Origin of the sequence: Streptomyces sp. NPDC093071 (assembly GCF_044754545.1) — a bacterium.
Taxonomy (GTDB): domain Bacteria; phylum Actinomycetota; class Actinomycetes; order Streptomycetales; family Streptomycetaceae; genus Streptomyces.
Map to the genome: position 1 here is coordinate 718,634 of NZ_JBIVPH010000003.1, position 26,255 is coordinate 744,888.

The 26,255-nt window shown below is 71.6% G+C and carries 26 protein-coding genes; 15 read left to right on the forward strand and 11 right to left on the reverse strand.

Annotation, left to right across the window (positions count from 1 at the left end; all coding sequences use genetic code 11):
* Positions 1–260: 260 nt before the first annotated feature.
* From ACIQD7_RS14600 to ACIQD7_RS14620, 5 genes are all read left to right on the forward strand, one after another.
* Entirely contained in the window at positions 261–1,478 is a 1,218-nt protein-coding gene (locus tag ACIQD7_RS14600; protein ID WP_402441833.1) for an NAD(P)/FAD-dependent oxidoreductase, read from the forward strand.
* A 1-nt stretch (position 1,479) separates the two neighbouring features.
* Positions 1,480–4,020 carry a nitrite reductase large subunit NirB gene (nirB, locus tag ACIQD7_RS14605; RefSeq protein ID WP_402441834.1) on the forward strand — a complete coding sequence of 847 codons (2,541 nt, stop codon included), beginning with the start codon at positions 1,480–1,482 and terminating at the stop codon, positions 4,018–4,020.
* 89 nt (positions 4,021–4,109) lie between these two features.
* Positions 4,110–4,400: a nitrite reductase small subunit NirD gene (gene nirD, locus ACIQD7_RS14610; RefSeq protein ID WP_402442353.1), complete on the forward strand. Its 291-nt coding sequence runs from the start codon at positions 4,110–4,112 to the stop codon at positions 4,398–4,400.
* A 37-nt stretch (positions 4,401–4,437) separates the two neighbouring features.
* On the forward strand, positions 4,438–5,022 hold the full coding sequence (locus ACIQD7_RS14615) for a TetR/AcrR family transcriptional regulator (RefSeq protein WP_402441835.1): 585 nt from the start codon (positions 4,438–4,440) through the stop codon (positions 5,020–5,022).
* Positions 5,023–5,125: 103 nt separating this feature from the next.
* Positions 5,126–5,893, forward strand: coding sequence for an SDR family NAD(P)-dependent oxidoreductase (locus ACIQD7_RS14620; protein WP_121829468.1), 768 nt, complete (start codon positions 5,126–5,128; stop codon positions 5,891–5,893).
* A 13-nt stretch (positions 5,894–5,906) separates the two neighbouring features.
* On the opposite strand, the gene ACIQD7_RS14625 is transcribed toward ACIQD7_RS14620, so the two are convergent.
* Positions 5,907–6,317 (reverse strand): VOC family protein, encoded by a 411-nt coding sequence (locus ACIQD7_RS14625; protein WP_121829467.1) that lies wholly within the window; start codon positions 6,315–6,317, stop codon positions 5,907–5,909.
* A gap of 817 nt (positions 6,318–7,134) precedes the next feature.
* Between ACIQD7_RS14625 and ACIQD7_RS14630 the strand changes: the two genes are divergently transcribed.
* Entirely contained in the window at positions 7,135–8,289 is a 1,155-nt protein-coding gene (locus tag ACIQD7_RS14630; protein WP_121829465.1) for an alkaline phosphatase PhoX, read from the forward strand.
* On the opposite strand, the gene ACIQD7_RS14635 is transcribed toward ACIQD7_RS14630, so the two are convergent.
* From ACIQD7_RS14635 to ACIQD7_RS14650, 4 genes are all read right to left on the reverse strand, one after another.
* Complete coding sequence (locus tag ACIQD7_RS14635; protein WP_121829464.1) at positions 8,259–9,284, reverse strand: helix-turn-helix domain-containing protein; 1,026 nt, start codon at positions 9,282–9,284, stop codon at positions 8,259–8,261. The two genes, ACIQD7_RS14630 and ACIQD7_RS14635, sit on opposite strands and share 31 nt — an antisense overlap.
* 635 nt (positions 9,285–9,919) lie before the next feature.
* On the reverse strand, positions 9,920–12,631 hold the full coding sequence (gene ppdK, locus ACIQD7_RS14640; RefSeq protein WP_402441836.1) for a pyruvate, phosphate dikinase: 2,712 nt from the start codon (positions 12,629–12,631) through the stop codon (positions 9,920–9,922).
* Between the two features lie 368 nt (positions 12,632–12,999).
* Positions 13,000–14,136, reverse strand: coding sequence for a tRNA dihydrouridine synthase DusB (gene dusB, locus ACIQD7_RS14645; protein ID WP_121829462.1), 1,137 nt, complete (start codon positions 14,134–14,136; stop codon positions 13,000–13,002).
* Between the two features lie 227 nt (positions 14,137–14,363).
* Positions 14,364–14,573: a DUF6243 family protein gene (locus tag ACIQD7_RS14650; RefSeq protein WP_402441837.1), complete on the reverse strand. Its 210-nt coding sequence runs from the start codon at positions 14,571–14,573 to the stop codon at positions 14,364–14,366.
* Positions 14,574–14,775: 202 nt separating this feature from the next.
* On the opposite strand from ACIQD7_RS14650, the gene ACIQD7_RS14655 reads away from it, so the two are divergent.
* Complete coding sequence (locus ACIQD7_RS14655) at positions 14,776–15,834, forward strand: aldo/keto reductase (RefSeq protein WP_402441838.1); 1,059 nt, start codon at positions 14,776–14,778, stop codon at positions 15,832–15,834.
* Between the two features lie 37 nt (positions 15,835–15,871).
* Positions 15,872–16,459, forward strand: coding sequence for a TetR family transcriptional regulator (locus ACIQD7_RS14660; protein WP_121829459.1), 588 nt, complete (start codon positions 15,872–15,874; stop codon positions 16,457–16,459).
* Between the two features lie 126 nt (positions 16,460–16,585).
* Here ACIQD7_RS14660 and ACIQD7_RS14665 read toward each other — a convergent pair whose 3' ends face one another.
* Positions 16,586–17,968 carry a glycine--tRNA ligase gene (locus tag ACIQD7_RS14665; RefSeq protein WP_351970919.1) on the reverse strand — a complete coding sequence of 461 codons (1,383 nt, stop codon included), beginning with the start codon at positions 17,966–17,968 and terminating at the stop codon, positions 16,586–16,588.
* Between the two features lie 176 nt (positions 17,969–18,144).
* On the opposite strand from ACIQD7_RS14665, the gene ACIQD7_RS14670 reads away from it, so the two are divergent.
* The 4 genes from ACIQD7_RS14670 (at position 18,145) to ACIQD7_RS14685 (ending at position 21,375) form a co-directional block, all read left to right on the forward strand.
* A complete protein-coding gene (locus ACIQD7_RS14670) occupies positions 18,145–19,158 on the forward strand; it encodes a metal ABC transporter substrate-binding protein (RefSeq protein WP_402441839.1) in 1,014 nt (337 codons plus the stop codon).
* A gap of 26 nt (positions 19,159–19,184) precedes the next feature.
* Positions 19,185–19,988 carry an ATP-binding cassette domain-containing protein gene (locus ACIQD7_RS14675; RefSeq protein ID WP_391165496.1) on the forward strand — a complete coding sequence of 268 codons (804 nt, stop codon included), beginning with the start codon at positions 19,185–19,187 and terminating at the stop codon, positions 19,986–19,988.
* Position 19,989: 1 nt separating this feature from the next.
* Positions 19,990–20,892 (forward strand): metal ABC transporter permease, encoded by a 903-nt coding sequence (locus ACIQD7_RS14680; RefSeq protein ID WP_390755439.1) that lies wholly within the window; start codon positions 19,990–19,992, stop codon positions 20,890–20,892.
* Between the two features lie 72 nt (positions 20,893–20,964).
* A complete protein-coding gene (locus tag ACIQD7_RS14685; RefSeq protein WP_121829454.1) occupies positions 20,965–21,375 on the forward strand; it encodes a Fur family transcriptional regulator in 411 nt (136 codons plus the stop codon).
* A gap of 65 nt (positions 21,376–21,440) precedes the next feature.
* Here ACIQD7_RS14685 and ACIQD7_RS14690 read toward each other — a convergent pair whose 3' ends face one another.
* From ACIQD7_RS14690 to ACIQD7_RS14710, 5 genes are all read right to left on the reverse strand, one after another.
* On the reverse strand, positions 21,441–21,947 hold the full coding sequence (locus ACIQD7_RS14690) for a YcxB family protein (RefSeq protein WP_402441840.1): 507 nt from the start codon (positions 21,945–21,947) through the stop codon (positions 21,441–21,443).
* 35 nt (positions 21,948–21,982) lie between these two features.
* Complete coding sequence (locus ACIQD7_RS14695; protein WP_121829487.1) at positions 21,983–22,807, reverse strand: isoprenyl transferase; 825 nt, start codon at positions 22,805–22,807, stop codon at positions 21,983–21,985.
* A 23-nt stretch (positions 22,808–22,830) separates the two neighbouring features.
* Complete coding sequence (gene recO / locus ACIQD7_RS14700; protein WP_121829452.1) at positions 22,831–23,580, reverse strand: DNA repair protein RecO; 750 nt, start codon at positions 23,578–23,580, stop codon at positions 22,831–22,833.
* A gap of 88 nt (positions 23,581–23,668) precedes the next feature.
* Entirely contained in the window at positions 23,669–23,884 is a 216-nt protein-coding gene (locus tag ACIQD7_RS14705) for a hypothetical protein (protein ID WP_053646480.1), read from the reverse strand.
* Positions 23,881–24,117, reverse strand: coding sequence for a hypothetical protein (locus ACIQD7_RS14710; RefSeq protein ID WP_402441841.1), 237 nt, complete (start codon positions 24,115–24,117; stop codon positions 23,881–23,883). The genes ACIQD7_RS14705 and ACIQD7_RS14710 overlap by 4 nt, the downstream gene beginning before the upstream one ends.
* Before the next feature lie 117 nt (positions 24,118–24,234).
* Between ACIQD7_RS14710 and ACIQD7_RS14715 the strand changes: the two genes are divergently transcribed.
* The 3 genes from ACIQD7_RS14715 to ACIQD7_RS14725 all read left to right on the forward strand — a co-directional run bounded on the left by ACIQD7_RS14715 (position 24,235) and on the right by ACIQD7_RS14725 (position 26,109).
* On the forward strand, positions 24,235–25,068 hold the full coding sequence (locus tag ACIQD7_RS14715) for a Scr1 family TA system antitoxin-like transcriptional regulator (protein ID WP_402441842.1): 834 nt from the start codon (positions 24,235–24,237) through the stop codon (positions 25,066–25,068).
* Positions 25,050–25,319, forward strand: a complete 270-nt coding sequence (locus tag ACIQD7_RS14720; RefSeq protein WP_402441843.1) for a DUF397 domain-containing protein — start codon at positions 25,050–25,052, stop codon at positions 25,317–25,319. The genes ACIQD7_RS14715 and ACIQD7_RS14720 overlap by 19 nt, the downstream gene beginning before the upstream one ends.
* A gap of 382 nt (positions 25,320–25,701) precedes the next feature.
* Entirely contained in the window at positions 25,702–26,109 is a 408-nt protein-coding gene (locus ACIQD7_RS14725) for a hypothetical protein (protein WP_402441844.1), read from the forward strand.
* Positions 26,110–26,255 lie beyond the last annotated feature (146 nt).

A 26,255-nucleotide genomic window follows, 5' to 3' on the forward strand; every position in this document is an offset into this window, starting at 1 on the left:
CCGTATACGGGAATCCGCAGCTCAGCCGCGTCCGTCCGATCCTTAAGGCGGGCTTGAGGCGAGGCTGACCACGGGTTAACCCGGAGGCGGGTCCGGCGGCACCCGGCAGCGGTCGGGGGCGGGTCCGGCGGCGCCCCGCAGCGGCCGGGGCCGGTTCCCGCGACCCTCACAGCGGCCGGGGCCGGGGGCGGAGATCAGCGTTCCGTACGGGAAACAGACGGGATGCCGCCGGGTAACACCGGCCGCGCACGCTTCCGGTCATGAGTACACGGATCGTGGTGGTCGGGGGCGGAACGGCGGGCGCCCGGCTCGCCCGGCGCCTGCCCGTCACCCTCCTCGGCGAGGAGCCGCACGCACCGTACAACAGGGTGCTGCTCGCCGACGTCCTCGCCGGGCGGTACGCCCCCGAGGTGATCGCGCTGCCCGGGACCCCCGGGCCGGCCCGGCTCGGGACCCGGGCGGTGCGGATCGACCGGGCGGCGCGGACGGTGCAGTGCGCGGACGGCTCGCTCGTCGGCTACGACCGCCTGGTCCTGGCGACGGGCTCGAACCCGGTGCTGCCGCCGCTGCGCGGACTGCGCGGGGCGGCCCTTCCGGCGGGCGTCCACCCCTTCCGTACGCTCGACGACTGTCTGGCGCTGCGCGCGGCGGTACGGCCCGGGGTGCGGGCCGTGGTCGTCGGCGGCGGGCTCCTCGGGGTGTCGGCGGCCCGGGCGCTCGCGGCGCTCGGCGCGGACGTGGTCCTCGCCCAGCAGGGCGAGCGGCTGATGGAGCGCCAGCTCGACGCCCCCGCGTCGGCGCTGCTCCGGGAGCACGTCGAGTCCCTCGGGGTCGAGGTGCACACCGAGTGCCGGGTCGGCGGGCTGCGGCAGCGGGACGGGGCGGTCACTGCGGTCGAACTCGCCGACGGCTTCGTGCTCGACGCGGGGGTCGTGGTCCTGGCCTGCGGGGTGCGGCCCCGGGTGGCCCTGGCCCGGGAGGCGGGGCTCGACGTCGCCACCGGGATCGTGGTCGACGACGAGCTGCGGACCTCCGACCCGTCGATCCACGCGGTGGGCGACTGCGCGGAGCACGCGGGCCGGGTCTACGGCCTCGCGGGCCCGGCCCTGGAACAGGCCGACGCGCTGGCGGAGGTGCTGGCGCGGGAGACCGGGGCCGGGGCTTCCGGCGCGTCCGCGCCCACGGCCGCCTACACCGGCACCCGCTCCCTCACCCGGCTCACCCTCACCGGTCCGCGCCCCCTCGACCTGGCCGCCTTCGGCGAGGTCACCGCGCGGCCGGGCGACGACACCGTCCAGCTCACCGACCCCACCCGGGGCGCGTACCGCAAGGTCGTCGTCCGGGGCGACCGGCTCGTCGGGGGCGTCCTCCTCGGCGACCTGGCCGCGGTCGGCACGCTCGCCCGGGCCTGGGAGGGCGACGAGGCCCTCCCGGAGGCCCCCCTGCTCCACCTGCTCACCCACGACGGAGGCTCCTGACATGAGCGCTGACGCTGACACCACCGCGCACACCCCGACGATCGTCCTGGTCGGCCACGGAATGGTCGGCCAGCGGTTCCTGGAGGCGCTCGCCGACCGGGGCCTGACCGGGCGGGCCCGGATCGTGGTCCTCTGCGAGGAGCCGCGCCCGGCCTACGACCGCGTCCAGCTCACCTCGTACTTCTCCGGGAAGACCCCCGACGACCTGTCGATGGTCGGTGCGGGCTTCATGGCGGAGCACGGCATCGAGCTGTACGTGGGCGACGCGGCCGCGTCGGTGGACCGGGAGGCCCGGACGGTGACCGCCCACTCGGGGCGGGTCTTCGCGTACGACACCCTCGTCCTGGCCACCGGCTCGTACCCCTTCGTCCCGCCGGTGCCCGGCAAGGACGCCCGGGGCTGTTTCGTCTACCGCACGATCGAGGACCTGCTCGCGATCGAGGAGTACGCGAAGACGGCGACGACCGGCGCGGTGGTCGGCGGCGGGCTGCTCGGCCTGGAGGCGGCGGGCGCGCTCAAGGGCCTCGGACTCGACACGCACGTGGTGGAGTTCGCGCCGCGTCTGATGCCGGTGCAGGTGGACGAGGGCGGTGGCGCGGCCCTGCTGCGCACGATCGAGCGGATGGGCCTGACCGTCCACACGGGGACGGGCACGCAGGAGGTCGTGACGGCGGACGGCGCCGTGACGGGCATGAGGCTGTCGGACGGCTCCGAACTGGCCACCGACATGGTCGTCTTCTCGGCGGGCGTACGGCCCCGGGACCAGCTGGCCCGGGACTGCGGCCTGGCCGTGGGCGAGCGCGGCGGCATCGCCGTCGACGAGCTGTGCCGGACCTCGGACCCGGCGGTCTTCGCGATCGGGGAGTGCGCGCTCGCGGTCGACGGACGGGTCTACGGCCTGGTGGCGCCGGGGTACGAGATGGCGCAGACGGTGGCGGCGGTCCTCGCGGAAGGACCCGAGGGGTCGGGCGACGGGTTCACGGGCGCCGATCTGTCGACCAAGCTGAAGCTGCTCGGCGTGGACGTGGCCTCCTTCGGCGACGCGCACGGCACGGCCGAGGGCTGCCTCGACGTCGTGTACTCCGACTCCCGCTCGGGCGTCTACAAGAAGCTGGTGGTGGACGGCGAGGGCGTGCTGCTCGGCGGCGTCCTGGTCGGTGACGCCGACTCGTACGGGCTGCTGCGGCCGCTGACCGGCACGGTCCCGCCGGTCTCCCCCGAGCAGCTGGTCCTCCCGGCGGGCGCGGGCGCGCCGGTGGCGCTCGGCCCCTCGGCGCTGCCGGACGACGCGGTGATCTGCTCCTGCCACAACGTCACGAAGCACGCGATCGGCCAGTGCTCCTCGCTCGCCGAGGTGAAGAAGTGCACCAAGGCCGGTACGGGCTGCGGCAGTTGCGTGAAGGTGATCGAGAAGCTGCTGCCGGCCGCCGCCGACAAGGGGCTCTGCGGCTGCTTCCCGTACGGCAGGAGCGAGCTGTACGAGATCGCCCGCACCCTGCGGCTGACCTCGTTCGCCGCGCTGCTCGACTCGCACGGGCGGCCGGAGGCGCGGGGCGGCGAGGGCTGCGAGGTCTGCAAGCCGACCGTGGGCTCGATCCTGGCCTCGCTCAACAACGGCTACATCCTGGACGGCGAGCAGGCCTCCCTCCAGGACACCAACGACCACTTCCTCGCCAACATGCAGCGCAACGGCTCCTATTCGGTGGTGCCGCGCATCCCCGGCGGCGAGATCACCCCGGACAAGCTGATCGTGATCGGGGAGGTGGCCCGCGACTACGGCCTCTACACGAAGATCACCGGCGGCCAGCGGATCGACCTCTTCGGCGCCCGGGTGGACCAGCTCCCGGCGATCTGGACCCGGCTGGTCGACGCGGGCTTCGAGTCGGGGCACGCGTACGGCAAGTCGCTGCGGACGGTGAAGTCCTGCGTGGGGCAGACCTGGTGCCGGTACGGCGTGCAGGACTCGGTGAAGATGGCGATCCACCTCGAACTGCGCTACCGGGGCCTGCGCGCCCCGCACAAGCTGAAGTCGGCGGTCTCGGGCTGCGCCCGCGAGTGCGCCGAGGCGCAGTCGAAGGACTTCGGGATCATCGCGACGGCGAACGGCTGGAACCTGTACGTCGGCGGGAACGGCGGCGCGACCCCGCGCCACGCGGACCTGCTCGCCCAGGACCTGTCGGACGCCGAACTGATCCGGCTGATCGACCGGTTCCTGATGTTCTACATCCGGACGGCGGACCGGCTTGAGCGGACGTCGACCTGGCTGGAGCGCCTGGAGGGCGGGCTCGACCACCTCAGGGACGTGGTGGTGCACGACTCGCTCGGGCTCTGCGACGAGCTGGAGGCGCTGATGGCGGCGCACGTCGACGCCTACCGGGACGAGTGGGCGCAGACCCTCGACGACCCGGAGCGGCTGCGGCGCTTCGTCTCCTTCGTGAACGCCCCGGACGCGCCGGACCCCTCGGTCCGGTTCGTGCCGGAGCGCGACCAGATCAAGCCGGACCTCACGTTCCTCACCCTGGAAGGGGTTGCCTCCCGATGACGACGCCCGCATCGCCGAAGACGCTTGAACCGCCGAAGACGCCCGAACCGCCCAAGACGCTCGAACTGTCGCCCTCCCCCGAGTCCTGGATGGCCGTCTGCGAGGAGTCCCGGCTGACCCCGGGGCGCGGCGTGGCCGCGCTGCTGCCGGACGGCCGGCAGGCGGCGGTCTTCCGGGACCGGTCGGGCCGGACGTACGCGATCGACAACCGCGACCCGTTCACGGGGGCGCAGGTGCTCTCCCGGGGCCTGGTCGGCTCGGCGGGCGGGCGCCCGTTCGTGGCCTCGCCGCTCCTGAAGCAGCGGTTCGACCTGGAGACGGGCCGCTGTCTGGACGACGACGGGGTCGTGGTGGCGGTGTATCCCGTACGCTCGCTGTGACTTGACCGAGCGTTCCAGAAAAGCCTAGGGTCAGGGCGTGGCCAGGACCAAGGAATTCGATCCGGACGCCGCGCTCCGGGCAGCCCTCGAACTGTTCTGGGCGCGCGGCTACGAGGCGACGACGATGGCGGACCTCGTGGAGCGCCTCGGGGTGGGCCGCGCCAGCATCTACGCGACCTTCGGGAACAAGCACGAGCTGTACCTGAAGGCGCTGGACCGGTACGCCGAGAGCCAGGACCCCCGGCTCGTCGAGGAGCTGTCCGCGCCGGGCCCCGCCCTGCCGGCCGTCCGGGCGCTCGTCCGCCGCTTCGCCGCCGAGGCGGCGACCGAGGGGGAGCGCCTGAACGGCTGTTTCGTCACCAACTCGGCGGCGGAGCTGGGGCCGCACGACGCGGCGGTGGCCCGCCGGGTCGAGCTGAACTGGGAGCAGCTGGAGACGCTGCTGCACGCGGCGCTCGTCCGGGCCCGCGCCGGGGGCGAGCTCCCGGCCGGCCGCGATCCACGGGCGCTGGCCCGGATGTTCCTGGTCCTGCTCCAGGGCGTCCGGGTGGTCGGCAAGGCGTCGAGCGACCCGGCCAGGGTGCGGGACGCGGCGGAACAGGCGCTGACCCTGCTGGACTGAACGATCCGCCGGCCCGAACGATCCGGGGACGGGCACCCTCGCGGGTGCCCTTTCTTCGGCTCTCATATTGGAACGTACGGTCAAAAATAAAAGGAGACATTCCATGACCGCCGCACGCTTCACCGACCGCGTCGTCCTCGTCACCGGAGCCGGTTCCGGTCTCGGCCGGGCCGTCGCGCTCGCCTTCGCCGCCGAGGGCGCGAAGGTCGTCGCCGCCGGGCGCACGGCGGAGACCCTGGAGGAGACGGTCGCCCTGATCGGGGCCGCCGGGGGCACCGCGGCGGCCGTCACCGCCGACGTGACCGACGCCGCCTCCACCCGGGAGCTGGTCCGGCGCACGGTCGAGCGCTTCGGCGGCCTGGACGTCGCCGTGAACAACGCGGGGATCTTCCGGGGCGGCGGCCACAGCGCCGCCGACCTGCCCCTGGAGGACTGGCGGGCACTGCTCGACGTCAACGTCACGGGGGTCCTGCACGCCCTCCAGGCCGAGGTGGCGCACATGCGGGCGCACGGCGGCGGGGCGATCGTGAACGTCTCGTCCAACCTGGGCCCGCACGTCCGGTTCCCCGGCGTCTTCGGCTACCAGGTCTCCAAGGCGGCGGTGTCGGCGCTGACCAGGGCGGCCGCCCTGGACCACATCGGCGACGGGGTCCGGATCAACGCGGTCAGCCCCGGCGCCTCGGAGTCCACGATGTCGCTGCGGCCCGGCGAGACCGAGGCCGAGCGGGAGGTCCGGATGAAGGGCGAGTCGCCGCTCGGCCGGATCTCGTCCGCCGCGGAGATCGCGGCGGCGGTCCTCTACCTCGCCTCGGACGCGGCCGGCTCCGCCGTCGGCACCGACCTGGTGGTCGACGGCGGGGTGGCGGCCTGAGTCTCCGTCCGGATCAGCCCTGGGCGGAGGGGTCCATCCAGAAGACCTCCCAGTGGTGGCCGTCCAGGTCGGTGAAGGAGCGGCCGTACATGAAGCCCATGTCCATCGGCTCCTTCGCCGGGGTGCCGCCGGCGGCGAGGGCCGCGTCGGCGAGCGCGTCCGCCTTCTCGCGGCTCTCGGCGCTCAGGGTGATCAGGACCTCGGTGGCCTTCGTGGCGTCGGAGATCTCCTTGCCCGGGGCGGTGAACTCCCCGAACTTCTTCTCGGTGAGCAGCATCGCGAAGATCGTGTCGCTGATGACGAGACAGGCGGCGGTGTCGTCGCTGAACTGCGGGTTGAAGGAGTAGCCGAGCTTCTCGAAGAAGGCCTTGCTGGCGTCGAGGTCCTTCACGGGCAGGTTCACGAAGATCATCTGCGGGGCCATGGCGTTCTCTCTTCCTCGGTCGGCCGGGCCGCTCGGTGCGTTCCGGCGCTTTCGAGAGGTAAGACGGGGGCGCTGCCCGGAACTCATCGCCGCGCGGGAAAGAATTTTCTCGCGCGGGTCAGGAGACGGTATGCAGCCGGAGGGCGGCGAGAGGCACGAACCCCCTCCGTCCCCACCCCGGGCGGACGCCTCGGTCGCCTCGGGCCCGGCGAGCCGCCGCAGCACGGCCAGGGCGATCCGCTCCCCCTGCGCCTTGGCCCGCTCGGCCCTCGGCCCCCGGTGGAGCCCGTCGACGGAGGCGCGCCAGAGCTGGACCCAGCGCCCGAAGTGGGCGGCGGTGAGCGGCCGGGCGGAGTGGAGGGCGGCGTGCGGGGCGAAGGCGTCCCGCCCGTAGGAGGCGGTACGGAACAGGGCGCGCTCCCAGAAGTCGGTGATCCTCGGCAGGTGGACCTCCAGGTCGGTCCCGGCGACCTCCGTGAAGAAGGGCCCGATGAGCGGATCGGCGAAGGCCTCGGTGTAGAAGCGGCGCAGCAGCACGTCGAGGTCGGCGCGGTCGCTGATGTCCCGGGTGGCACGCATGGCCCCAGTCTCCCCCGTACCGCCCCGCCCTCCCAGTGCCGAAGGTCCCGGGTCCCGTCCCCCACGCCCCCGCACCCCCACCCACACACACCCCCACACCCCCATACCCCCGCCCGCCGTCTCCCCGTCACCGCTCGTTGACGCCCCGTCAATCCCCCGCTCCTAGGTTCCGGAGACGCGCGACCCCGTCGCCGACCGGTGCGACGGGGCGGTTCACCATCCTTCTCGGGAGTGAGACGTGGAGCGACGCGGTTTCCTGCGCGGAGCGGTCATCGGTACCTCGGCCGCCGCCTTCGGCGGCAGCCTGTGGCACGGTGCGGCCTTCGCCGCCCCGGCCCAGCCCGGCGCCGGCCCCTACGGGGCGCTCGGCACGGCCGACGCGAACGGCATCCAGCTGCCGGCCGGGTTCACCAGCCGGGTGATCGCCCGGTCCGGCCAGACGGTCACCGGCACCTCGTACACCTGGCACAACGCCCCCGACGGCGGCGCCTGCTTCGTCGACGGCACCGGCTGGATCTACGTCTCGAACTCGGAGATCAACCCCAACGGCGGCGCGAGCGCGGTCAGGTTCAACGCGTCGGGCACGATCACCGGCGCGTACCGGATCCTCTCCGGCACCCGGCAGAACTGCGCGGGCGGCGCCACCCCGTGGAACACCTGGCTGTCCTGCGAGGAGGTGTCCCTGGGGTACGTCTACGAGTCGAACCCGTGGGGCGGCACGGCGTACCGCCGGGACGCGATGGGCCGCTTCAAGCACGAGGCGGCGGCCGCCGACCCGGTCCGGAAGGCGATCTACCTGACCGAGGACGAGTCGGACGGCTGCTTCTACCGCTTCCTGCCCACCACCTGGGGCAACCTCTCCTCCGGCACCCTCCAGGTCTTCAAGGCGTCCACGGCCACGTCCGGCACCTTCACCTGGCAGAACGTGCCGGACCCGGACGGCTCCCCGACCGTCACCCGCAACCAGGTCTCCGGCGCCAAGCGCTTCAACGGCGGCGAGGGCTGCTACTACGCGGACGACACCGTCTGGTTCACTACCAAGGGCGACAACCGGGTCTGGCAGGTGAACCTCGCCGCCGGCACGTACGAGCTGGCCTACGACGACTCGCTGGTCTCCGGCGGCGCCCCGCTCACCGGCGTCGACAACGTCACCGGCACCTCCTCCGGCGACCTGTACGTCGCCGAGGACGGCGGGAACATGGAGATCTGCGTCATCACCCCGGACGACGTCGTCGCCCCCTTCCTGCGGATCAACGGCCAGTCCGGCTCGGAGATCACCGGACCGGCCTTCTCCCCCGACGGCAGGCGGCTGTACTTCTCCAGCCAGCGGGGCACGAGCGGCAGCTCCTCGGGCGGCATCACCTACGAGGTGACCGGCCCGTTCCGCGCGTAGCAGCGCAGGTCCACCTTCTTCTGCTGGGCGCCGCCGAGGAGGGCGGCGCCCAGCGGCGTCAGGGTGTGCAGGACCGCGTTGCCGTGGCGCAGGGTCGCGATGAGCCCGGCCTCGCGCAGGACGCCCGCGTGCTGGCTGGCCGAGGCGAGCGACACCCCGGCGCGGCGCGCGAGCTCGCTGGTGGTGCCGCCGTCCCCGATGGCGTGCAGCACCGTGGAGCGGGTCTGGCCGACGAGCTTGGCGAGCGAGGAGCCGCCCGGCGCGCGGACGGTCGGCGCCTCGCCGTGGGTGACGGGGTAGACGAGGACCGGCGGCAGCGCGGGGTCGCGCAGCACCACGGGCGTCCCCCGGCAGAAGTACGAGGGCTGGAGCAGCAGCCCGCGCCCGTCGAGGTGGACGTCCCGGTCCACCGGGTAGTCCGCCTCCAGGACGGGCGCGCGCCAGCGCAGCATCGGCGGCAGCGAGGCGAGCAGTTCCTCGGCGCCGCCGTCCAGGAGGGCCCGGCCCCGGCGGGCCCGGTCGGCCTCGACGCGGGCCCGGATGTGCGGCCAGTACGGCTCGACGACGGCCCGGTGGTAGCCGCGCAGCGCCCCCACGAGCCGGTCGAAGGGCTCCGCTCCCCCGTCGGCGAGGGCGCGCAGCGAGTGGGGCACGGTCCGTCCGCCGGAGCGGTCGGCGGCGAGCAGCGAGAGCTCTCCGCGGAGCCGGCCGGGGTCGGTCGCGCGGATCGCCTGGAGGCCCTCGTCGAGGCCGTTGACCCCCTCGGCGGGCGTCAGGAAGTCGGGGAAATAGCCCCTGCTGGGGACGAGGGCGGCGAGGAGCCGGGTCTCACCGCCGAGCCGTGCCCGCGCCTCCGAGCGCCATTCCCCGTAGACGACCGGACCGCGTCGGTCCCTTAACCGGTGAAAGCTCAGAATCGTTTCCCACAGAACATCCGGCCGGGCCGCCGTCCGCACCCCCGCCAAGTCGTTTCCGGTGAAATGAATCCGCAGCATGAGGTCCCCACCTGTGCACTCGCAACCACCCCCGACGACGAGTATGCACAGCATCACTGCACGTTACCAGGGTGTTTCAGCCACAGTTGAAAAGCATCGCGGCGAACGGGGCGGAACCGAAAAGCTGTACGGGTCGGGCAGGAAACCTTCTGGACCGAGGTGACGTGGTGAAGACCGTGGGGGGCTTTGCCCGTCCGGCGGCGGTCGGCGAGGGTTGCGGCTCACCTGCCCGGCATCGGTAAAGGGCGTGGCCTCCGGGTGGGGATCCGGGGGCCGCGCCCGCCCCGCTCTTTGCGGCGCGGAAACAGAAAAGTTCAATGGCCAATAATTCAATCGGCCGTAATTGAACACGAATCCACATCTGATCGACGGCCGGGCGAAATGAGCGGCCGCGCCCCGGGGAGAAACACGACGGGACGGACACCTCCGCACAAAGGTGTCCGTCCCGTCCCTGTGAATCCGGAGCCGCCGCCCGCCGGTGAGGGTGGAGAAGAGGACCGGCGACGGCCCCGGGGGTTCGGTGAATCCGCTGCTGAACGGGGGTTCAGCAGGGATCGGGGCCCGCTCCTGAACCGGGGTTCAGGAGCGGCCGGGGCCTCCGGCCGGACCGGAGCCCGGCGGAGGCCCGTACCGCCTCAGCGGCTGTCGCTGCCCTTCGACTCGGCCGCCGCGCGGCCCGCCTCCAGACGCGCCACCGGGATCCGGAAGGGCGAGCAGGAGACGTAGTCGAGGCCCACCTCGTGGAAGAAGTGCACCGACTCCGGGTCGCCGCCGTGCTCGCCGCAGACGCCGAGCTTGATGTCGGGGCGGGTGGCGCGGCCGGCCTCGACGGCGCTGCGGACCAGGGCGCCCACGCCGTCCTTGTCGATGGTCTCGAAGGGGCTGACGCCGAAGATGCCCTTCTCCAGGTACGCCGTGAAGAAGCTGGCCTCCACGTCGTCGCGGGAGAAGCCCCAGACCGTCTGCGTCAGGTCGTTGGTGCCGAAGGAGAAGAACTCGGCGGCCTCGGCGATCTGACCGGCGGTCACGGCGGCGCGCGGCAGCTCGATCATGGTGCCGAGCGCCAGCTTGAGGTCGACGCCGGTCTGCGCCCGGACCTCCTCGATGACCTGCTCGGCCTCCTCGCGGACGATCTCCAGCTCCTGGACGGTGCCGACGAGCGGGATCATGATCTCGGCGCGCGGGTCGCCCTTGGCGTCGATCCGCTGGGCGGCGGCCTCCGCGATGGCGCGGACCTGCATGGTGAACAGGCCGGGGATGACCAGGCCGAGGCGGACGCCGCGCAGACCCAGCATCGGGTTCTGCTCGTGCAGCCGGTGCACGGCCTGGAGCAGGCGCAGGTCGTTCTCGTGCGGCTCCTTGCGGGACTCGGCGAGAGCGACGCGGACCGACAGCTCGGTGATGTCGGGCAGGAACTCGTGCAGCGGCGGGTCGAGCAGCCGGACCGTGACGGGCAGCCCGTCCATGGCCTCGAAGAGCTCCACGAAGTCCTGCTTCTGGAGCGGCAGGAGGGCCTTGAGGGCGTCCTCGCGCTCGGCGTCGGTGTCCGCGAGGATCAGGCGCTCGACGTACTGGCGGCGCTCGCCGAGGAACATGTGCTCGGTGCGGCACAGGCCGATGCCCTGAGCGCCGAAGCGGCGGGCGCGCGAGGCGTCCTCGGCGTTGTCGGCGTTGGCGCGGACCCGCAGGCGGCGGACGCGGTCGGCGTAGGCCATGATCCGGTGGACGGCCTGGACCAGCTCGTCGGCGTCGTCGGCGCCCGCGTGCATCCGGCCCTCGAAGTACTCGACGACCGGGGACGGTACGACGGGTACCTCGCCGAGGTACACCTTGCCGGTGGAGCCGTCGATGGAGACGACGTCGCCCTCCTCGACCACCTGGCCGTCGGAGGTGGTCATCCGGCGGCGCTTGGTGTCGACCTCCAGCTCCTCGGCGCCGCAGACGCAGGTCTTGCCCATGCCCCGGGCGACGACGGCGGCGTGCGAGGTCTTGCCGCCGCGCGAGGTGAGGATGCCCTCGGCGGCGATCATGCCGTCCAGGTCGTCGGGGTTGGTCTCGCGGCGGATCAGGATGACCTTCTCGCCCGAGCGGGACCACTTGACGGCCGTGTACGAGTCGAAGACGGCCTTGCCGACGGCCGCGCCCGGGGAGGCGGCGATACCGCGCCCGATCTGCTCGACCTTGGCGCCGTCGTCGAACTTGGGGAACATCAGCTGGGCGAGCTGGGCGCCGTTGACGCGCTGGAGCGCCTCGGCCTCGTCGATCAGGCCCTGGTCCACGAGCTGGGTGGCGATGCGGAAGGCGGCACCGGCGGTGCGCTTGCCGACGCGGGTCTGGAGCATCCAGAGCTGCCCGCGCTCGATGGTGAACTCGATGTCGCAGAGATCCTTGTAGTGGGTCTCCAGGGTCTCCATGATGTGCATGAGCTGGTCGTACGACGTCTTGTCGATCGACTCCAGGTCGGCCAGCGGCACCGTGTTGCGGATGCCGGCGACGACGTCCTCGCCCTGCGCGTTCTGGAGGTAGTCGCCGTAGACGCCCTGGTGGCCGGAGGCGGGGTCGCGGGTGAAGGCGACGCCGGTGCCGGAGTCCGGGCCGAGGTTGCCGAAGACCATCGAACAGACGTTGACGGCGGTGCCGAGGTCGCCCGGGATGCGCTCCTGGCGGCGGTACAGCTTGGCGCGGTCCGTGTTCCAGGAGTTGAAGACGGCCTCGATGGCGAGGTCCATCTGCTCGCGCGGGTCCTGCGGGAAGTCGCGGCCGGTCGCGGTCTTCACGATCTCCTTGAACCGCTCGACGACCTTCTTGAGGTCGGCGGCGTCCAGGTCGGTGTCGCTGGCGACCTTCTTGGCGGCCTTGGCCTCGTCGAGCGCGTCCTCGAAGAGCTCGCCGTCGACGTCCAGGACGGTCTTGCCGAACATCTGGATGAGCCGGCGGTACGAGTCCCACGCGAAGCGCTCGTTGTCGGCCTGGCGCGCGAGGCCCGTGACGGACTCGTCGGAGAGGCCGATGTTCAGCACGGTGTCCATCATGCCGGGCATGGAGAACTTCGCGCCGGAGCGGACGGAGACCAGCAGCGGGTCGTCGGCCTGGCCGAGCTTCTTGCCCATCTTCCGCTCCAGGGCGTCGAGGTGCGCGCTGACCTCGTCGCGGAGCGCGGCCGGCTCGGAGCCGCTCTCGAGGTAGACCTTGCACGCCTCGGTGGTGATCGTGAAGCCGGGCGGGACCGGCAGGCCGAGGTTGGTCATCTCGGCCAGGTTCGCGCCCTTGCCACCGAGCAGGTCCTTCAGGTCCCTGTTGCCCTCGGTGAAGTCGTAGACGAACTTCTGATCATTGTTTTCCGACACGGGCCACGACTCCTCGACGACTCGGTTGGCTGCCCTGACGGCGAGGAACATACCCAGATCGAAGGCTTCTAGGGAGGTACGCCTAGCGGTCAGCTGGTCTTAACCACCCATCCGCCAGCGCTTTGAAAGTAACCAAGAGGTTGCCGCCGTTTTCAGGTTCCGAAGTTTCCATGACCCAAAACAGAGACGGATCGCTCATGTGAGCGCCCATCTCGGCACTTGCGTTCAACTTGTGAACGCAAAAAGGGTGGCACCGGGTGCCACCCTTCAGGCGGTGCAGTCGTCCGTAACCTGCTCATGTGAGCACCTACCCCCTCAAGGGTGGCGAGGATCACTCCCCGGGAAAGGCTGGATCTCAGCCGCCGGACTCAGCCGCCGGACGTGTCCAGCTCCGCGTCCTCGCTCACGCCGGAGCAGTCGTAGGGGTCCTTCAACCAGCCGTCCGGCAGGACGACTCGGTTGTTTCCGGACGTACGGCCCCGGGGGCCGTCCGCGCCGACGGGCCACGGCTGGTCCAGGTCGAGCTCGCTCAACTGAGCGCTCAGCTCGTCCAGGGAGGAGGTGATCGCCAGCTTCTTGCGCATCTCCGAGCCGACCGCGAAGCCCTTCAGGTACCAGGCCACATGCTTGCGGAAGTCGATGACACCGCGTGCCTCGTCCCCGAGCCACTCGCCGAGCAGCCGGGCGTGCCGGACCATCGCGTCCGCGACCTCCCGCAGGGGCGGCTGGGCATAGGCGCCCGTGCCCTCGAAGCCCGCCACGAGGTCCCCGAAGAGCCACGGGCGGCCCAGGCAGCCGCGTCCGACGACCACGCCGTCGCAGCCGGTCTCGCGCATCATCCGCAGGGCGTCGTCGGCCGACCAGATGTCGCCGTTGCCGAGGACCGGGATCTCCGGCACGTGCTCCTTGAGGCGCGCGATGGCGTCCCAGTCGGCCGTGCCGCCGTAGTGCTGGGCCGCCGTCCGCCCGTGCAGGGCGATCGCCGTGACGCCCTCCTCGACCGCGATCCGGCCCGCGTCCAGGAAGGTGATGTGGTCGTCGTCGATGCCCTTGCGCATCTTCATGGTGACCGGCAGGTCGCCCGCGTTGGTCACGGCCTCGTGCAGGATCGCCCGCAGCAGCGGCCGCTTGTAGGGCAGGGCCGAGCCGCCGCCCTTCCGGGTCACCTTGGGGACCGGGCAGCCGAAGTTCAGGTCGATGTGGTCGGCCAGGTCCTCGTCGACGATCATCCGGACGGCCTTGCCGACCGTCACCGGGTCCACCCCGTAGAGCTGGATCGAGCGCGGCTTCTCCGTCTCGTCGAACCGGATGAGCTGCATCGTCTTCTCGTTGCGCTCGACCAGGGCGCGCGTCGTGATCATCTCGCTCACGAACAGCCCCTTGCCGCCGGAGTACTCGCGGCAGAGGGTGCGGAAGGGAGCGTTGGTGATGCCGGCCATCGGGGCGAGCACCACCGGGGGCTGCACGATGTGCGGCCCGATGGCGAGGGGGGTGAACGCGGTCATTCGCCCATTGTCGCGCACGGCGGCGGTCGCCAGCCGGCCGCGCCGTCCGAACATGCCCGAGGTCACATCGGGCGGTCCGGACACGGGGGTACGGGGGAGGAGCCGGGGCGCGGGGGTACGGAGGAGGGCCCGGGGCGCGGGGGTACGGAGGAGGAGCCGGGGCGCGGGGGTACGACGGAGGGCCCGGGGCGCGTGCGTGCGCCCCGGCCCCTCCGTCGCCGTCGTGCCTACTCCCGGCCGGTGCCCTCGGAGGCTGCGTCCTGGGCGCCCTGGGCGCCTTCGGCGCGCTCGCGCATCTTCTTCAGCAGTTCCTGCTTCCGGTCGTCGGCCGTGCGCCGGTCGTCGGCGCGGCCCCGGGTGGTGGCCTGCCGGTCGGCGCGGGACAGCTTCTTGCGCTGTCCGCCGACGCCGAGGAGGTTGTTGCGGCCCTTAGCCATGGGGTTCTCCCGTCAGTGGTGAGGTGGTCGGTGGTCGGGCTCGGTCAGCCCCGGCGCTGAGCGCTCACTCGTAGATCTGGAAGAACGAAGACATGCCGGGGACGCTACCCCGGCCCCCTCCCCACGGCACCCGATTTTCCCCGCACCACTCGAAGGAATGACAGATATTGAAATCTGTCATCGCCCATGCCAAGGTTGAACCATGACCACGACACAGAGCACCTCCCCCACCCCCGACCGCGTCCCCGCCCGCCCGCTGGGCGCCACCGGCCCCCGGGTCTCCGCCCTGGGCCTCGGCTGCATGGGCATGTCCGCGCTGTACGGCGAGAGCGACCGCGCCGAGTCGATCGCGACGATCCACGCCGCCCTGGACGCCGGGGTGACCCTCCTCGACACCGGCGACTTCTACGGGATGGGGCACAACGAACTGCTGATCGCGGAGGCGCTGCGGACCGCGCCCGCCGCCGCCCGCGAGCAGGCCCTCACCAGCGTCAAGTTCGGCGCGCTCCGCACGGTCGAGGGCGGCTTCACCGGCTACGACGGGCGGCCGGCCGCCGTGAAGAACTTCGCGGCGTACTCGCTCCAGCGCCTGGGCGCGGACCACATCGACATCTACCGGATCGCCCGCGTCGACCCGGACGTGCCGATCGAGGAGACCGTCGGCGCCATCGCCGAGCTGGTCGAGGCGGGACACGTGCGGCACGTCGGGCTCTCCGAGGTCGGCGCGGACACCCTGCGCCGGGCGGCGGCCGTCACCCCGATCTCGGACCTCCAGATCGAGTACTCGCTGATCTCCCGGTCCATCGAGGAGAAGATCCTGCCCGCCGCCCGCGAGCTGGGCATCGGCGTCACGGCCTACGGAGTCCTGTCGCGCGGTCTGATCAGCGGCCACTTCACCCGGGACCGGGAGCTGGCGCCGGGCGACTTCCGGGGCATGAGCCCGCGCTTCCAGGGCGAGAACCTCCGGCGGAACCTGGACCTGGTGGACCGGCTGCGGGCGCTCGCCGAGGCCAAGGGCGTGACGGTCGCGCAGATCGCCGTCGCCTGGGTCCTGGCCCAGGGCGAGCGGTGGGGCGCGGACGTCGTGCCGCTGGTCGGCGCCCGGCGCCGGGACCGGCTCGCGGAGGCGCTCGGTGCCCTGGACGTCGTGCTGGACGCCGCCGACCTGGCCGCGATCGAGGAGGCCGTCCCGGCGGGCGCGGCGGCCGGCGAGCGCTACCCGGCGGCGCAGATGGCGCACCTGGACAGCGAGCGGTCGTGAGCGCCGGCGGGTTCCGGCCGAAAGGTACTGTCCTTCCATGGCCGCGACCGAGACCCTGACCGCAGAGCGCATCCTCGAAGCCACCGAGGAGGTGCTGCGGCGCTACGGCCCGGCGAAGGCGACCGTGGTGGACGTGGCCCGGGTCCTCGGCGTCAGCCACGGCAGCGTCTACCGCCACTTCCGCACCAAGGCGGCGCTGCGCGAGGCGGTGACCGAGCGGTGGCTCTCGCGCACCGAGACCGCCCTCGCCGAGTTGACCGCGGCCCCGGACCGGCCGGCCCCGGAGAAGCTCCACGCCTGGTTCTCCCACCTCTTCGAGGCCAAGCGGCACAAGGCGGGCGACGACCCCGAGCTGTTCGCCACGTACAACGTGCTGATCGACGAGAGCAGCGGGGTGGTCGAGCAGCACATCGGCGTCCTGATCGACCAGGTGCGGTCGATCGTGGAGGAGGGCGCCCGGGAGGCGGAGTTCACCGCCCCCGATCCGGACGCGACGGCCCGCGCCCTGTTCGACGCGACCTCCCGCTTCCACGATCCGGCCTACGCGCCGGAGTGGCGGCGCCCCACGATCGAGACCGAGTTCGAGGCCGTGGTGGGGCTGCTGCTGCGCGGCCTGCGCGCCTGACGCCCGACGCGCCCCGGACGACGGGAAAGCCCCCGGTTCCGTGGTCCGGAACCGGGGGCTTCGCCGTAATGCCGTACTGCCGTACTGCCGTACTACAGGAGTGCCGTACTACAGGGGTGGCGCGGCTCAGCAGCCGAGGAGGCGGCTGCCCAGGTAGCCCTGGATCTGGTCGAGGGAGACGCGCTCCTGCTTCATGGTGTCGCGCTCGCGCACGGTCACCGCGTTGTCCTCGAGGGTGTCGAAGTCGACGGTCACGCAGAACGGGGTGCCGATCTCGTCCTGGCGGCGGTAGCGGCGGCCGATGGCGCCGGCGTCGTCGAACTCGATGTTCCAGTTCTGGCGCAGGTCCGCCGCCAGGCCCTTGGCCTTCGGGGAGAGCTGCGGGTTGCGGGAGAGCGGCAGGACCGCGGCCTTGACCGGGGCCAGGCGGTGGTCGAGGCGCAGCACGACGCGCTTCTCCATGACGCCCTTGGCGTTGGGGGCCTCGTCCTCGGTGTAGGCGTCGAGCAGGAAGGCCAGCATGGCGCGGCCGACACCGGCGGCGGGCTCGATGACGAACGGCGTGTAGGACTCGCCGGTCTCCTGGTTCAGGTAGGACAGGTTGGCGCCGGAGGCCTTGGAGTGGGCGCTCAGGTCGTAGTCCGTGCGGTTGGCGACGCCCTCCAGCTCGCCCCACTCGCTGCCGCCGAAGGAGAAGCGGTACTCGATGTCGGCGGTGCGCTTGGAGTAGTGGGAGAGCTTCTCCTGCGGGTGCTCGAACCAGCGCATGTTCTCTTCGCGCATACCGAGGCCGGTGTACCAGTTCCAGCGCTGCTGCATCCAGTACTCCTGCCACTCCTCGTCCTCGCCCGGCTTGACGAAGAACTCCATCTCCATCTGCTCGAACTCGCGGGTGCGGAAGATGAAGTTGCCCGGAGTGATCTCGTTCCGGAAGGACTTGCCCATCTGCGCGATGCCGAACGGGGGCTTCTTGCGCGCGGTGGTCTTCACCTGGGCGAAGTTGGTGAAGATGCCCTGGGCGGTCTCGGGGCGCAGGTAGGCGACGGAGCCGGAGTCCTGGGTCGGGCCGAGGTGCGTGGCGAGCAGGCCGGAGAAGTTCTTGGGCTCGGTGAAGGTGCCCTTGTTGCCGCAGTTGGGGCAGTTGAGCTCGGCGAGGCCGTTCTCGGGGAGGCGGCCGTGCTTCTCCTCGTACGCCTCCTCCAGGTGGTCGGCGCGGAAGCGCTTGTGGCAGGAGGTGCACTCGGTCAGCGGGTCGGTGAAGGTGGCGACGTGACCGGACGCCTCCCAGACCTCGGTGGCCAGGATGACCGACGAGTCGATGCCGACGACGTCCTCGCGCGCGGTGACCATGTAACGCCACCACTGGCGCTTGATGTTCTCCTTGAGTTCGACACCCAGCGGTCCGTAGTCCCAGGCGGCGCGCTGGCCGCCGTAGATCTCGCTGCAGGGGTAGACGAAGCCACGGCGCTTGCTCAGGCTGACGATGGTGTCGATCTTGTCGGCGGCCACGGTGCTCTCTTCATTACGACGACGAAGTGCGAATGCCACAGGTTACCGGCGCCCGTACCCCCCGCATCAAATCGGTTCCGGATACGGAGGGGACGGGGAGCGCCGGGGCGTCGCGTGGGCCGGACCACGTGGAAGGCAATTGACAACCGTTTCCAATTTTGTTGAAAATGAGTGTCATGAACGTACGCCGCCTGATACCCACCACCGCCCTCGCCGGAGCCGTCGCGCTCGGCCTCGTCTCCCTCTCCGCCTGCGCCGGGACCTCCGACGCCGCCGACGGGGGGAAGGGCGGCAAGCTGGACGTGGTGGCGTCGTTCTATCCGATGCAGTACCTGGCCGAGCAGATAGGCGGCGGCCACGTCTCCGTCGAGACGCTCACCAAGCCCGGCGTCGAGCCCCACGACCTGGAGCTCAAGCCGAAGCAGATCGGCTCGCTCGGCGAGGCCGACGTCATCCTCTACCTCAAGGGCATCCAGCCCGCCGTCGACGAGGCCATCGCCCAGGCCGGCGTCAAGAACACGGTCGACGCGGCGACCCTCACCAAGCTCGAAGCGCACGGCACCGGGGCCGGTCACGACCACGGCCACGGCGAAGAGGGCCACGAGCACGCCGACGAGCACGCCGACGACCACGCCGCGGAAGAGGGCCACGACCACGGCTCCGAGGCCGGCACCGACCCCCACGTCTGGCTCGACCCCGTGAAGTACGCCGAGGTCGCCAAGGGCGTCGGCGGCGCCTTTCAGAAGGCCGACCCCGACCACGCCGCCGACTACAAGAAGAACACCGACGCCCTGGTGAAGAAGCTCGGCGACCTGAACACCGAGTTCGAGACGGGCCTGAAGAACACCGCGACCCGCACCTTCATCACCACCCACTCCGCCTTCGGCTACCTCGCCGAGCGCTACCACCTGGAGCAGGAGGGCATCGCCGGCGTCGACCCCGAGTCCGAGCCGAGCCCCGCCCGCATCAAGGAGCTCCAGGAGATCGCGGCCAAGGACAAGGTCTCCACCGTCTTCTTCGAGACCCTGGCGAGCGACAGGACCGCGAAGACCCTCGCGGGCGACACCGGTCTGAAGACCGACGTGCTCGACCCGCTGGAGGGCATCACGGACAAGTCCCGGGGCAGCGACTACATCGAGGTCATGCGTTCCAACCTCACCGCGCTGAAGAAGGCCCTCGGCGCCAAGTGACCACAGCACAGCAGGAGGTACGGCCCATGGCACAGGGAACCCCCGCCGAAGCCGCCGACACCACCGAGGCCCCCGAAGCCGTCGTCTCCGTCCGCGGGGCCACGGCGGCCCTGGGCTCCCGGCCCGTCCTCCGGGGCGTCGACCTCACCGTCCACCGCGGTGAGGTCGTCGCGCTGCTCGGCGCCAACGGCTCCGGCAAGTCCACCGCCGTCCGCTCCGTCATCGGCCAGGTGCCGCTGACCAGCGGCAGGATCGAGCTGTTCGGCACCGAGCGGAAACGGTTCCGCGACTGGGCCCGCGTCGGCTACGTGCCGCAGCGCACCACCGCCGCGAGCGGCGTCCCCGCCACCATCCGCGAGGTCGTCACCTCGGGCCGCCTCTCCCGCCGCCGCTTCGGCCGGCTCTCCAGGGCCGACCGGGCCGCCGTCGAGCGGGCCATCGCCCTCGTCGGCCTCGCCGACCGCGCCGGGGACTCCGTGGACGCCCTCTCCGGCGGCCAGCACCAGCGGGTCCTGATCGCCCGCGCGCTCGCCTCCGAGCCCGAGCTCCTGATCATGGACGAGCCGATGGCGGGCGTGGACCTGGCCAGCCAGGAGATCCTGGCCGCGACCCTGCGCGAGCAGGTCGCGGGCGGCGCCACCGTCCTCCTCGTGCTGCACGAGCTGGGCCCCCTGGAGCCGCTGATCGACCGGGCCGTGGTCCTGCGCGACGGCTGCGTCGTCCACGACGGGCCGCCGCCCGAGGCCGTGGGACAGCACGCCCTGCCCGGCCACGACCACGTACATCCACACGCGGCCGGAGAGCCGCTCCGCACGGGACTGCTGACCTGACATGGAATTCCTCGAACCCGCCTTCATGCAGCGGGCGCTGCTGGCCGCCCTCCTGGTCGGGATCACCGCCCCCGCCGTCGGCGTCTACCTCGTCCAGCGCCGCCAGGCGCTGATGGGCGACGGCATCGGCCACGTCGCCATGACCGGCGTCGGCCTGGGCTTCCTGCTGAACTCCAGCCCGGTCTGGATGGCGACCCTCGTCGCCGTCGCCGGCTCGGTCGCGATGGAGCTGATCCGGGCGTACGGCAAGACCCGCGGCGACCTGGCGCTCGCGCTGCTCTTCTACGGCGGCATGGCGGGCGGCGTCCTGCTGATCAACCTCTCGCCGACCGGCTCCAACGCCAACCTCACCTCGTACCTCTTCGGCTCGCTGACCACCGTCTCGCCGGAGGACATCACCGCGATCTCGGTCCTGGCGGCCTTCGTGGTCCTGGTCACGGTCGGGCTGCGCCGCCGGCTCTTCGCGGTCAGCCAGGACGAGGAGTTCGCCCGGGTCACCGGCCTGCCGGTGCGCGCCCTGAACCTGCTGATCGCGGTCACGGCCGCGGTGACCGTCACCGTCGCCATGCGGGTCGTGGGCCTGCTCCTGGTCAGCGCGCTCATGGTGGTCCCGGTCGCGGCGGCCCAGCAGCTCACCCGCTCGTTCCGCGCCACTTTCCTCGGCGCGGTCCTCATCGGCGTCGCCGTCTCCCTGTCGGGCACGATCACCACGTACTACGTGGAGGCCCCGCCCGGCGCGACGATCGTGCTGTACGCGATCGGGGTCTTCGTCCTGCTCACGGTCCTCGCCACGCCGCTCGCGAGGCGGCGGGCCCGGGCGGCCGAGGCGGAGGCGGCGGACCCGGCGGCCTGTGACGTACGGGTCCCGGCCGGGCGGCGGCCGGGCGACGACGCGGGGGCGTGAGCCACGGCAGGTCCCGGGGGCGCGGGGGGCTGGCAGAATGGCGGGGGCAGACAAGCATCCAAGGAGGCCCCCGTGGTGACGGCAGGACCCCCCGTACGCGGCCGCTCGACCAAGCAGCGGGCCGCCGTGTCGGCGGCACTGAACGAGGTGGACGAGTTCCGCAGCGCCCAGGAGCTGCACGACATGCTCAAGCACCGCGGCGACTCGGTCGGCCTCACCACCGTCTACCGCACGCTCCAGTCCCTCGCGGACGCGGGCGAGGTCGACGCGCTGCGCACCAGCGAGGGCGAGACGGTCTACCGCCGCTGCTCGACCGGCGACCACCACCACCACCTGGTGTGCCGCCTCTGCGGCAAGGCCGTCGAGGTGGAGGGCCCGATGGTGGAGCAGTGGGCCGAGGCCGTCGCCGCGGAGCACGGCTTCGTGAACGTGGCGCACACGGTGGAGATCTTCGGCACGTGCGCGGAGTGCGCCGCGAAGTGACCTGACATACGCGAACGCGCGGGAGGGCCCGCACCGGACGGTTCCGGTGCGGGCCCTCCTCCGTGTCACGCCCGCGCGGTGCCCCGGTCCAGGAGCGTCCGCAGCCGGTCGGCGTCGGCCGCGTCGGCGAGCCCCCGCTTGGGCAGGTAGGCGAAGCCGGTGCCGGACGCCCGGTCGGAGAAGAGGACGAAGAGCCGGGGCGTCTCCACGTACCGGGAGAGCAGGGCCCACCGGATCGCGGTGTCGGTGTCCCGGGAGGTCCACCGGGCCCCGTCCTCGCCCACGACGGCCCTGACCTCGCCCTGGGCGCCGATCAGCCGGTAGAGGCTCCGGGCGGTCGCCCACGGGACCAGCTCGGCGCACGTCACGGCCACCGCTCCGAGGGCGGTCAGCAGGACGGCCGCGCCGGGCTCCGGGGCGGGCGGGAGCAGGCTCAGGACGGCCACGAGGAAGGCGACCGCGCAGCCGCCGTACGCGGCCCACCGCAGCAGCCGCCACCGCCGGGTGGCCCGCAGCCGGGCGCGTACCGCCTCGTGCAGCTCGCCGAAGTCGGGCGCGTAGACCAGCTCCATCCGTCCCCCTCCCCCCGTCTTCCCGTCTTCCCGTCTCAGCCCTTGTCGAGGACGGCCAGGTCGGCCGGGTCGACGCCGCCGAAGCGGCGGTCGCGGGAGGCGTACTCGACGCAGGCGCGCCACAGGTCGCGGCGGTCGAAGTCCGGCCACAGCACGTCCTGGAAGATCATCTCGGCGTAGCTGCTCTGCCAGATGAGGTAGTTCGAGGTGCGCTGCTCGCCGCTCGGGCGCAGGAAGAGGTCGACGTCCGGCATGTCCGGGTAGTACAGGTACTTCTGGAAGGTCTTCTCGTTGACCTTCGACGGGTCGAGCTTCCCGGCCGCCACGTCCCGGGCGATGGCCTGCGCCGCGTCCGCGATCTCGGCGCGGCCGCCGTAGTTGACGCAGAAGTACAGGGTCATGGCGTCGTTGCCGACGGTCTGCTCCTGGGCGATCTGGAGCTCCTGGACGACCGACTTCCACATCTTGGGCATCCGGCCGACCCAGCGGATGCGGATGCCCAGCTCGTCCATCTCGTCGCGGCGGCGGCGGATGACGTCCCGGTTGAAGTTCATGAGGAAGCGGACCTCGTCGGGCGAGCGCTTCCAGTTCTCGGTGGAGAAGGCGTAGAGCGAGAGGTTCTTGACGCCCATCTCCAGGCAGCCCTTGAGCACGTCCAGGACGACGCCCTCGCCGACCTTGTGGCCCTCGGTGCGCGGCAGGCCCCGCTCCTTGGCCCAGCGGCCGTTCCCGTCCATCACGCAGGCCACGTGGTTCGGCACCAGCTCGGCCGGGAGCTTCGGCGGGCGGGCGCCGGACGGGTGCGGCTCGGGCAGCTTGTACTCCCGGCGCTGCCGCCCGAGGATTCCGCGTCGTGCGATGGCCATGGCGATGGATCTCCTACCTAGGTCTTCTCTACGTATCGCAGGGAGCGCAGGCCACGCTCCAGGTGCCAGTGCAGGTAGGCGGAGACGAGTCCGCTGCCCTCCCTGACGTGACGCGGCTCGCACGCGTCCGCCGTCGCCCAGTCGCCGGTGAGGAGCGCGCTGAGCAGGCCGATGGCCTCCGCAGAGGGTACGACGCTTCCGGGCACCCGGCAGTCGCCGCATATGACTCCGCCCGCCGCGACCGAGAAGAACCGGTTCGGCCCCTGGAGTCCGCATTTGGCGCAGTCCTCGAAGCTCGGCGCGTAGCCGTTCACGGCGAGGGAGCGCAGCAGGAAGGCGTCCAGGATCAGATGGGGGGCGTGCTCACCCCGGGCGAGGGTCCGCAGCCCCCCGACGAGCAGCAGGTACTGCTGGACGGCCGGCTCGCCCTCGTGGTCGGTGAACCGCTCGGCCGTCTCCAGCATGGCCGTGCCGGCGGTGTAGCGGGCGTAGTCGGTGACGATCCCGCCGCCGTACGCGGCGATCGTCTCGCTCTGCGTGCAGAGCGGCAGGCCGCGCCCGATCAGCTCGCTCCCCCGGGCGAAGAACTGCACGTCCACGTGCGAGAAGGGTTCGAGCCGGGCCCCGAACTTCGACTTCGTGCGCCGCACGCCCCGCGCCACGGCGCGTACGCGCCCGTGACCGCGCGTGAGGATCGTGATGATGCGGTCCGCTTCACCCAGCTTCTGGGTGCGCAGCACGATGCCGTCGTCGCGGAACAGACTCATGCGGCCCATTCTCCCGTACGGCACCGACACCCGGGTCCGGGGCCGGGCGCCGGGGCCGTACGGAAGCGCTACGGGGCCCCGCCGCCGCTCAAGGCACCTCGCCCCGGCTGCGGGCGTTGACGTGCGCGGTGGACGCGCTCAGCCGCTCGGCCGAGGTCGCCTCCCGCACCCCCTCGGGGTCCACGTCCCACTCGCGCCCTCCGCCCAGCGCGCGGATCTGGACGTAGGGGCCCTCGTGCCCCATGACCCTCCCGACCCGTCCGGTGCGGATCTCGACGACGTACGACCCGATGGGCAGCGTCACGATCGACTCTCCTCCCTCGGCAGCACGGCGGCGGCGAGGAGCCGGGCCGTTTCCACCGTGCAGCATCCCAATTCCACGAGCGGCCTCGGGGGATCGGCGGCGAGGGTGACGACGTCGAGGCCGAGGGAGGGAAGGGTGATTCCCGCGCTCGCGAGCGCCTCGCGCAATTCCGCCACCGCCGCCTGCGCGGCTCCGATCGTCCCGTTGGACGCCTTCGTGATGTCTTCCTTCACCAACGTATGCCTTTCTGAATCCATTTCCCGCTTCGCCTCTCCAGGGTGACCCCTGATCCGTAGAATCGGCAGCTGCGCACGCCGTACAACTACGGGGTAGGGCAGGGGAGTTAACCCATGGCCAGAGGCAAGCGGCAGGACGTGTGGGAGTTCTTCGGGGACCTCCTGAAGGAACGCAGGGAGGGAGCGGGGATCTCGCAGAGCGAACTGGGCGGACGGGTGTTCGTCTCGGGCGCCTACATCGGCCTGTTCGAGCAGGGAATTCGAAAACCCCAACTGGACGTCGCGAAAAGAATCGACGAGGTCCTACAAACCGGCGGTATTTTCGAACGAACATGGCGCAAGCTCATCGACAAGTCACCGTACGCGTCCTATTTTCACGCGGTCGCGGAGCTGGAGGCCGTGGCGACGAAGATCTGCGAGTTCGCGCCGACGGTCATCCCGGGTCTGATGCAGACGGGGGCGTACGCGAGGGCGGTGACGCTGGCGATGCACCCGTTCGCCACGGAGGAGTTCGTCGAGGAGAAGGTCACCTCTCGGATCGAGCGAGCGAAGATCCTCACGGACGCTACAAGGCCCGAGTATTGGGTGATCCTGCACGAGAACGCCATCCTCACCCCCGTAGGAGGTCCAGCCGTGATGGCGGCGGCGCTGGAGCACATCGAGGCGCTGATCCGGGAGCGGCAGGTCCTGGTGACCGTGATTCCCCGCTCGGCCGGAGCACACTCCGTCATGGAGGGCTCCCTTCGGTTGATGGAGTTCGAGGACCAGCCGCCAACGGCCTATACGGAGACGGCGTTTTCGGGGACGCTCCTCGACGATCCGGCGGTGGTGAAGCAGGCACAGCGCGCCTACGATCTGCTCAGGGTCGTCACGCTGTCGCCGGAGGCGTCCCTCGCACTGATCGAGTCGGCGGCGGAGGACTACAGACGATGCGCGAGTACGACCTGACCCACGCCACCTGGTTCAAGAGCTCCTACAGCAACGGCTCGGGCGGCGACTGTGTCGAAGTCTCGTACGACTTCACGGACGCCGCCGCCTGGCGCAAGAGCAGCTACAGCAACGGCGACGGCGGAAACTGCGTCGAGGTCCTGGACGACGTCCCCGGTGTCGTCCCCGTCCGGGACAGCAAGAACCCCGGCCCCGTCCTCGTCGTGCGGGCCGACGCCTGGGCCGCGTTCGTCGACGGCCTGACCGCGTGACGACCGCCTCCCCGCTCGTGCTGCGCGGGCGCGACGACGCCGTCCTGCGCTTCACGGGGGCGGCGGTCACCCTCGGCCGGGCGGACGGCGAGCACTACATACCCCTGGCGGCGATCGAGGGCGTCTACGCCGAGGGGCGCTCCGTCGAGGTCGAACTGATCTCCCGCGCCGAAGCCGAACCGGTCGTCTACCGGGTCGATGACGTGAGCGAGGCCGCCGCCACCGCCTTCGTGCAGGCCGTCGACGCCGCCCTGCCCGACGAGGTCGCGGACGTCGACGGCTCCACCCTCGTCACCCACCGCCCGCCCGCCCCCCGGCGCGACGCCACTACCGCGAAGCGGCGGTCCTCGCCGGGATCGCCGCACCCGTCATCGCCCTGGACGTGTTCCTCGGCGTGGTCGGCCGGGCGGAGCACGCGATCGCGTTCTGGCTGTCGCTCATGGTCACCGCCATCGGCGGGTTCCTGGTCTGGGGCATGGGGTGGGACCTGTACCGGATGTGGTACCTGCCGAGGCACGGCATCACGGTGGCCACGGAGTTCTCGCACTTCACCAACAAGTCCAGGGTGTACCTCTACAGGGACACCACCGGCGCCACCCACAGGTACACCACCACCATGGCCGGCCTGGCGGAAGTGTCGTACCACCCGCGTGACCCGAGTGTGGCGATCCACCTCGAAGGGGCCTACGCGCGCTTCATGATGGCGTTCATGACCCTCGTCGGCTGCGGCATGGCGGGCGGCGGCGTCTTCTGGGTCGGCGCCCTGGTCGTCTCGGCCCTGCAGGGCTGAGACGCGGAGACCCGCCCCACCTAGCCACGCTTATGGAAGTCATAAGGTCAACTTATGACCCCATAGACGGGGGCGGGGTACCGCTCCGGGTCGTGCATTATTTAGGGTGACCTAAGTGTCGGCGGCTTCGCCGCCATGTCGCTGCG

Excerpts from the sequence above, each read along its gene's own strand:
- ACIQD7_RS14600 (WP_402441833.1), top strand. The coding sequence starts at position 261 with ATGAGTACACGGATCGTGGTGGTCGGGGGCGGAACGGCGGGCGCCCGG.
- nirB (WP_402441834.1), top strand. The coding sequence starts at position 1,480 with ATGAGCGCTGACGCTGACACCACCGCGCACACCCCGACGATCGTCCTG.
- nirD (WP_402442353.1), top strand. The coding sequence starts at position 4,110 with ATGGCCGTCTGCGAGGAGTCCCGGCTGACCCCGGGGCGCGGCGTGGCC.
- ACIQD7_RS14620 (WP_121829468.1), top strand. The coding sequence starts at position 5,126 with ATGACCGCCGCACGCTTCACCGACCGCGTCGTCCTCGTCACCGGAGCC.
- ACIQD7_RS14625 (WP_121829467.1), bottom strand. The coding sequence starts at position 6,317 with ATGGCCCCGCAGATGATCTTCGTGAACCTGCCCGTGAAGGACCTCGAC.
- ACIQD7_RS14635 (WP_121829464.1), bottom strand. The coding sequence starts at position 9,284 with ATGCTGCGGATTCATTTCACCGGAAACGACTTGGCGGGGGTGCGGACG.
- dusB (WP_121829462.1), bottom strand. The coding sequence starts at position 14,136 with ATGACCGCGTTCACCCCCCTCGCCATCGGGCCGCACATCGTGCAGCCC.
- ACIQD7_RS14650 (WP_402441837.1), bottom strand. The coding sequence starts at position 14,573 with ATGGCTAAGGGCCGCAACAACCTCCTCGGCGTCGGCGGACAGCGCAAG.
- ACIQD7_RS14655 (WP_402441838.1), top strand. The coding sequence starts at position 14,776 with ATGACCACGACACAGAGCACCTCCCCCACCCCCGACCGCGTCCCCGCC.
- ACIQD7_RS14660 (WP_121829459.1), top strand. The coding sequence starts at position 15,872 with ATGGCCGCGACCGAGACCCTGACCGCAGAGCGCATCCTCGAAGCCACC.
- ACIQD7_RS14670 (WP_402441839.1), top strand. The coding sequence starts at position 18,145 with ATGAACGTACGCCGCCTGATACCCACCACCGCCCTCGCCGGAGCCGTC.
- ACIQD7_RS14675 (WP_391165496.1), top strand. The coding sequence starts at position 19,185 with ATGGCACAGGGAACCCCCGCCGAAGCCGCCGACACCACCGAGGCCCCC.
- ACIQD7_RS14680 (WP_390755439.1), top strand. The coding sequence starts at position 19,990 with ATGGAATTCCTCGAACCCGCCTTCATGCAGCGGGCGCTGCTGGCCGCC.
- ACIQD7_RS14690 (WP_402441840.1), bottom strand. The coding sequence starts at position 21,947 with ATGGAGCTGGTCTACGCGCCCGACTTCGGCGAGCTGCACGAGGCGGTA.
- recO (WP_121829452.1), bottom strand. The coding sequence starts at position 23,580 with ATGAGTCTGTTCCGCGACGACGGCATCGTGCTGCGCACCCAGAAGCTG.
- ACIQD7_RS14715 (WP_402441842.1), top strand. The coding sequence starts at position 24,235 with ATGGCCAGAGGCAAGCGGCAGGACGTGTGGGAGTTCTTCGGGGACCTC.
- ACIQD7_RS14720 (WP_402441843.1), top strand. The coding sequence starts at position 25,050 with ATGCGCGAGTACGACCTGACCCACGCCACCTGGTTCAAGAGCTCCTAC.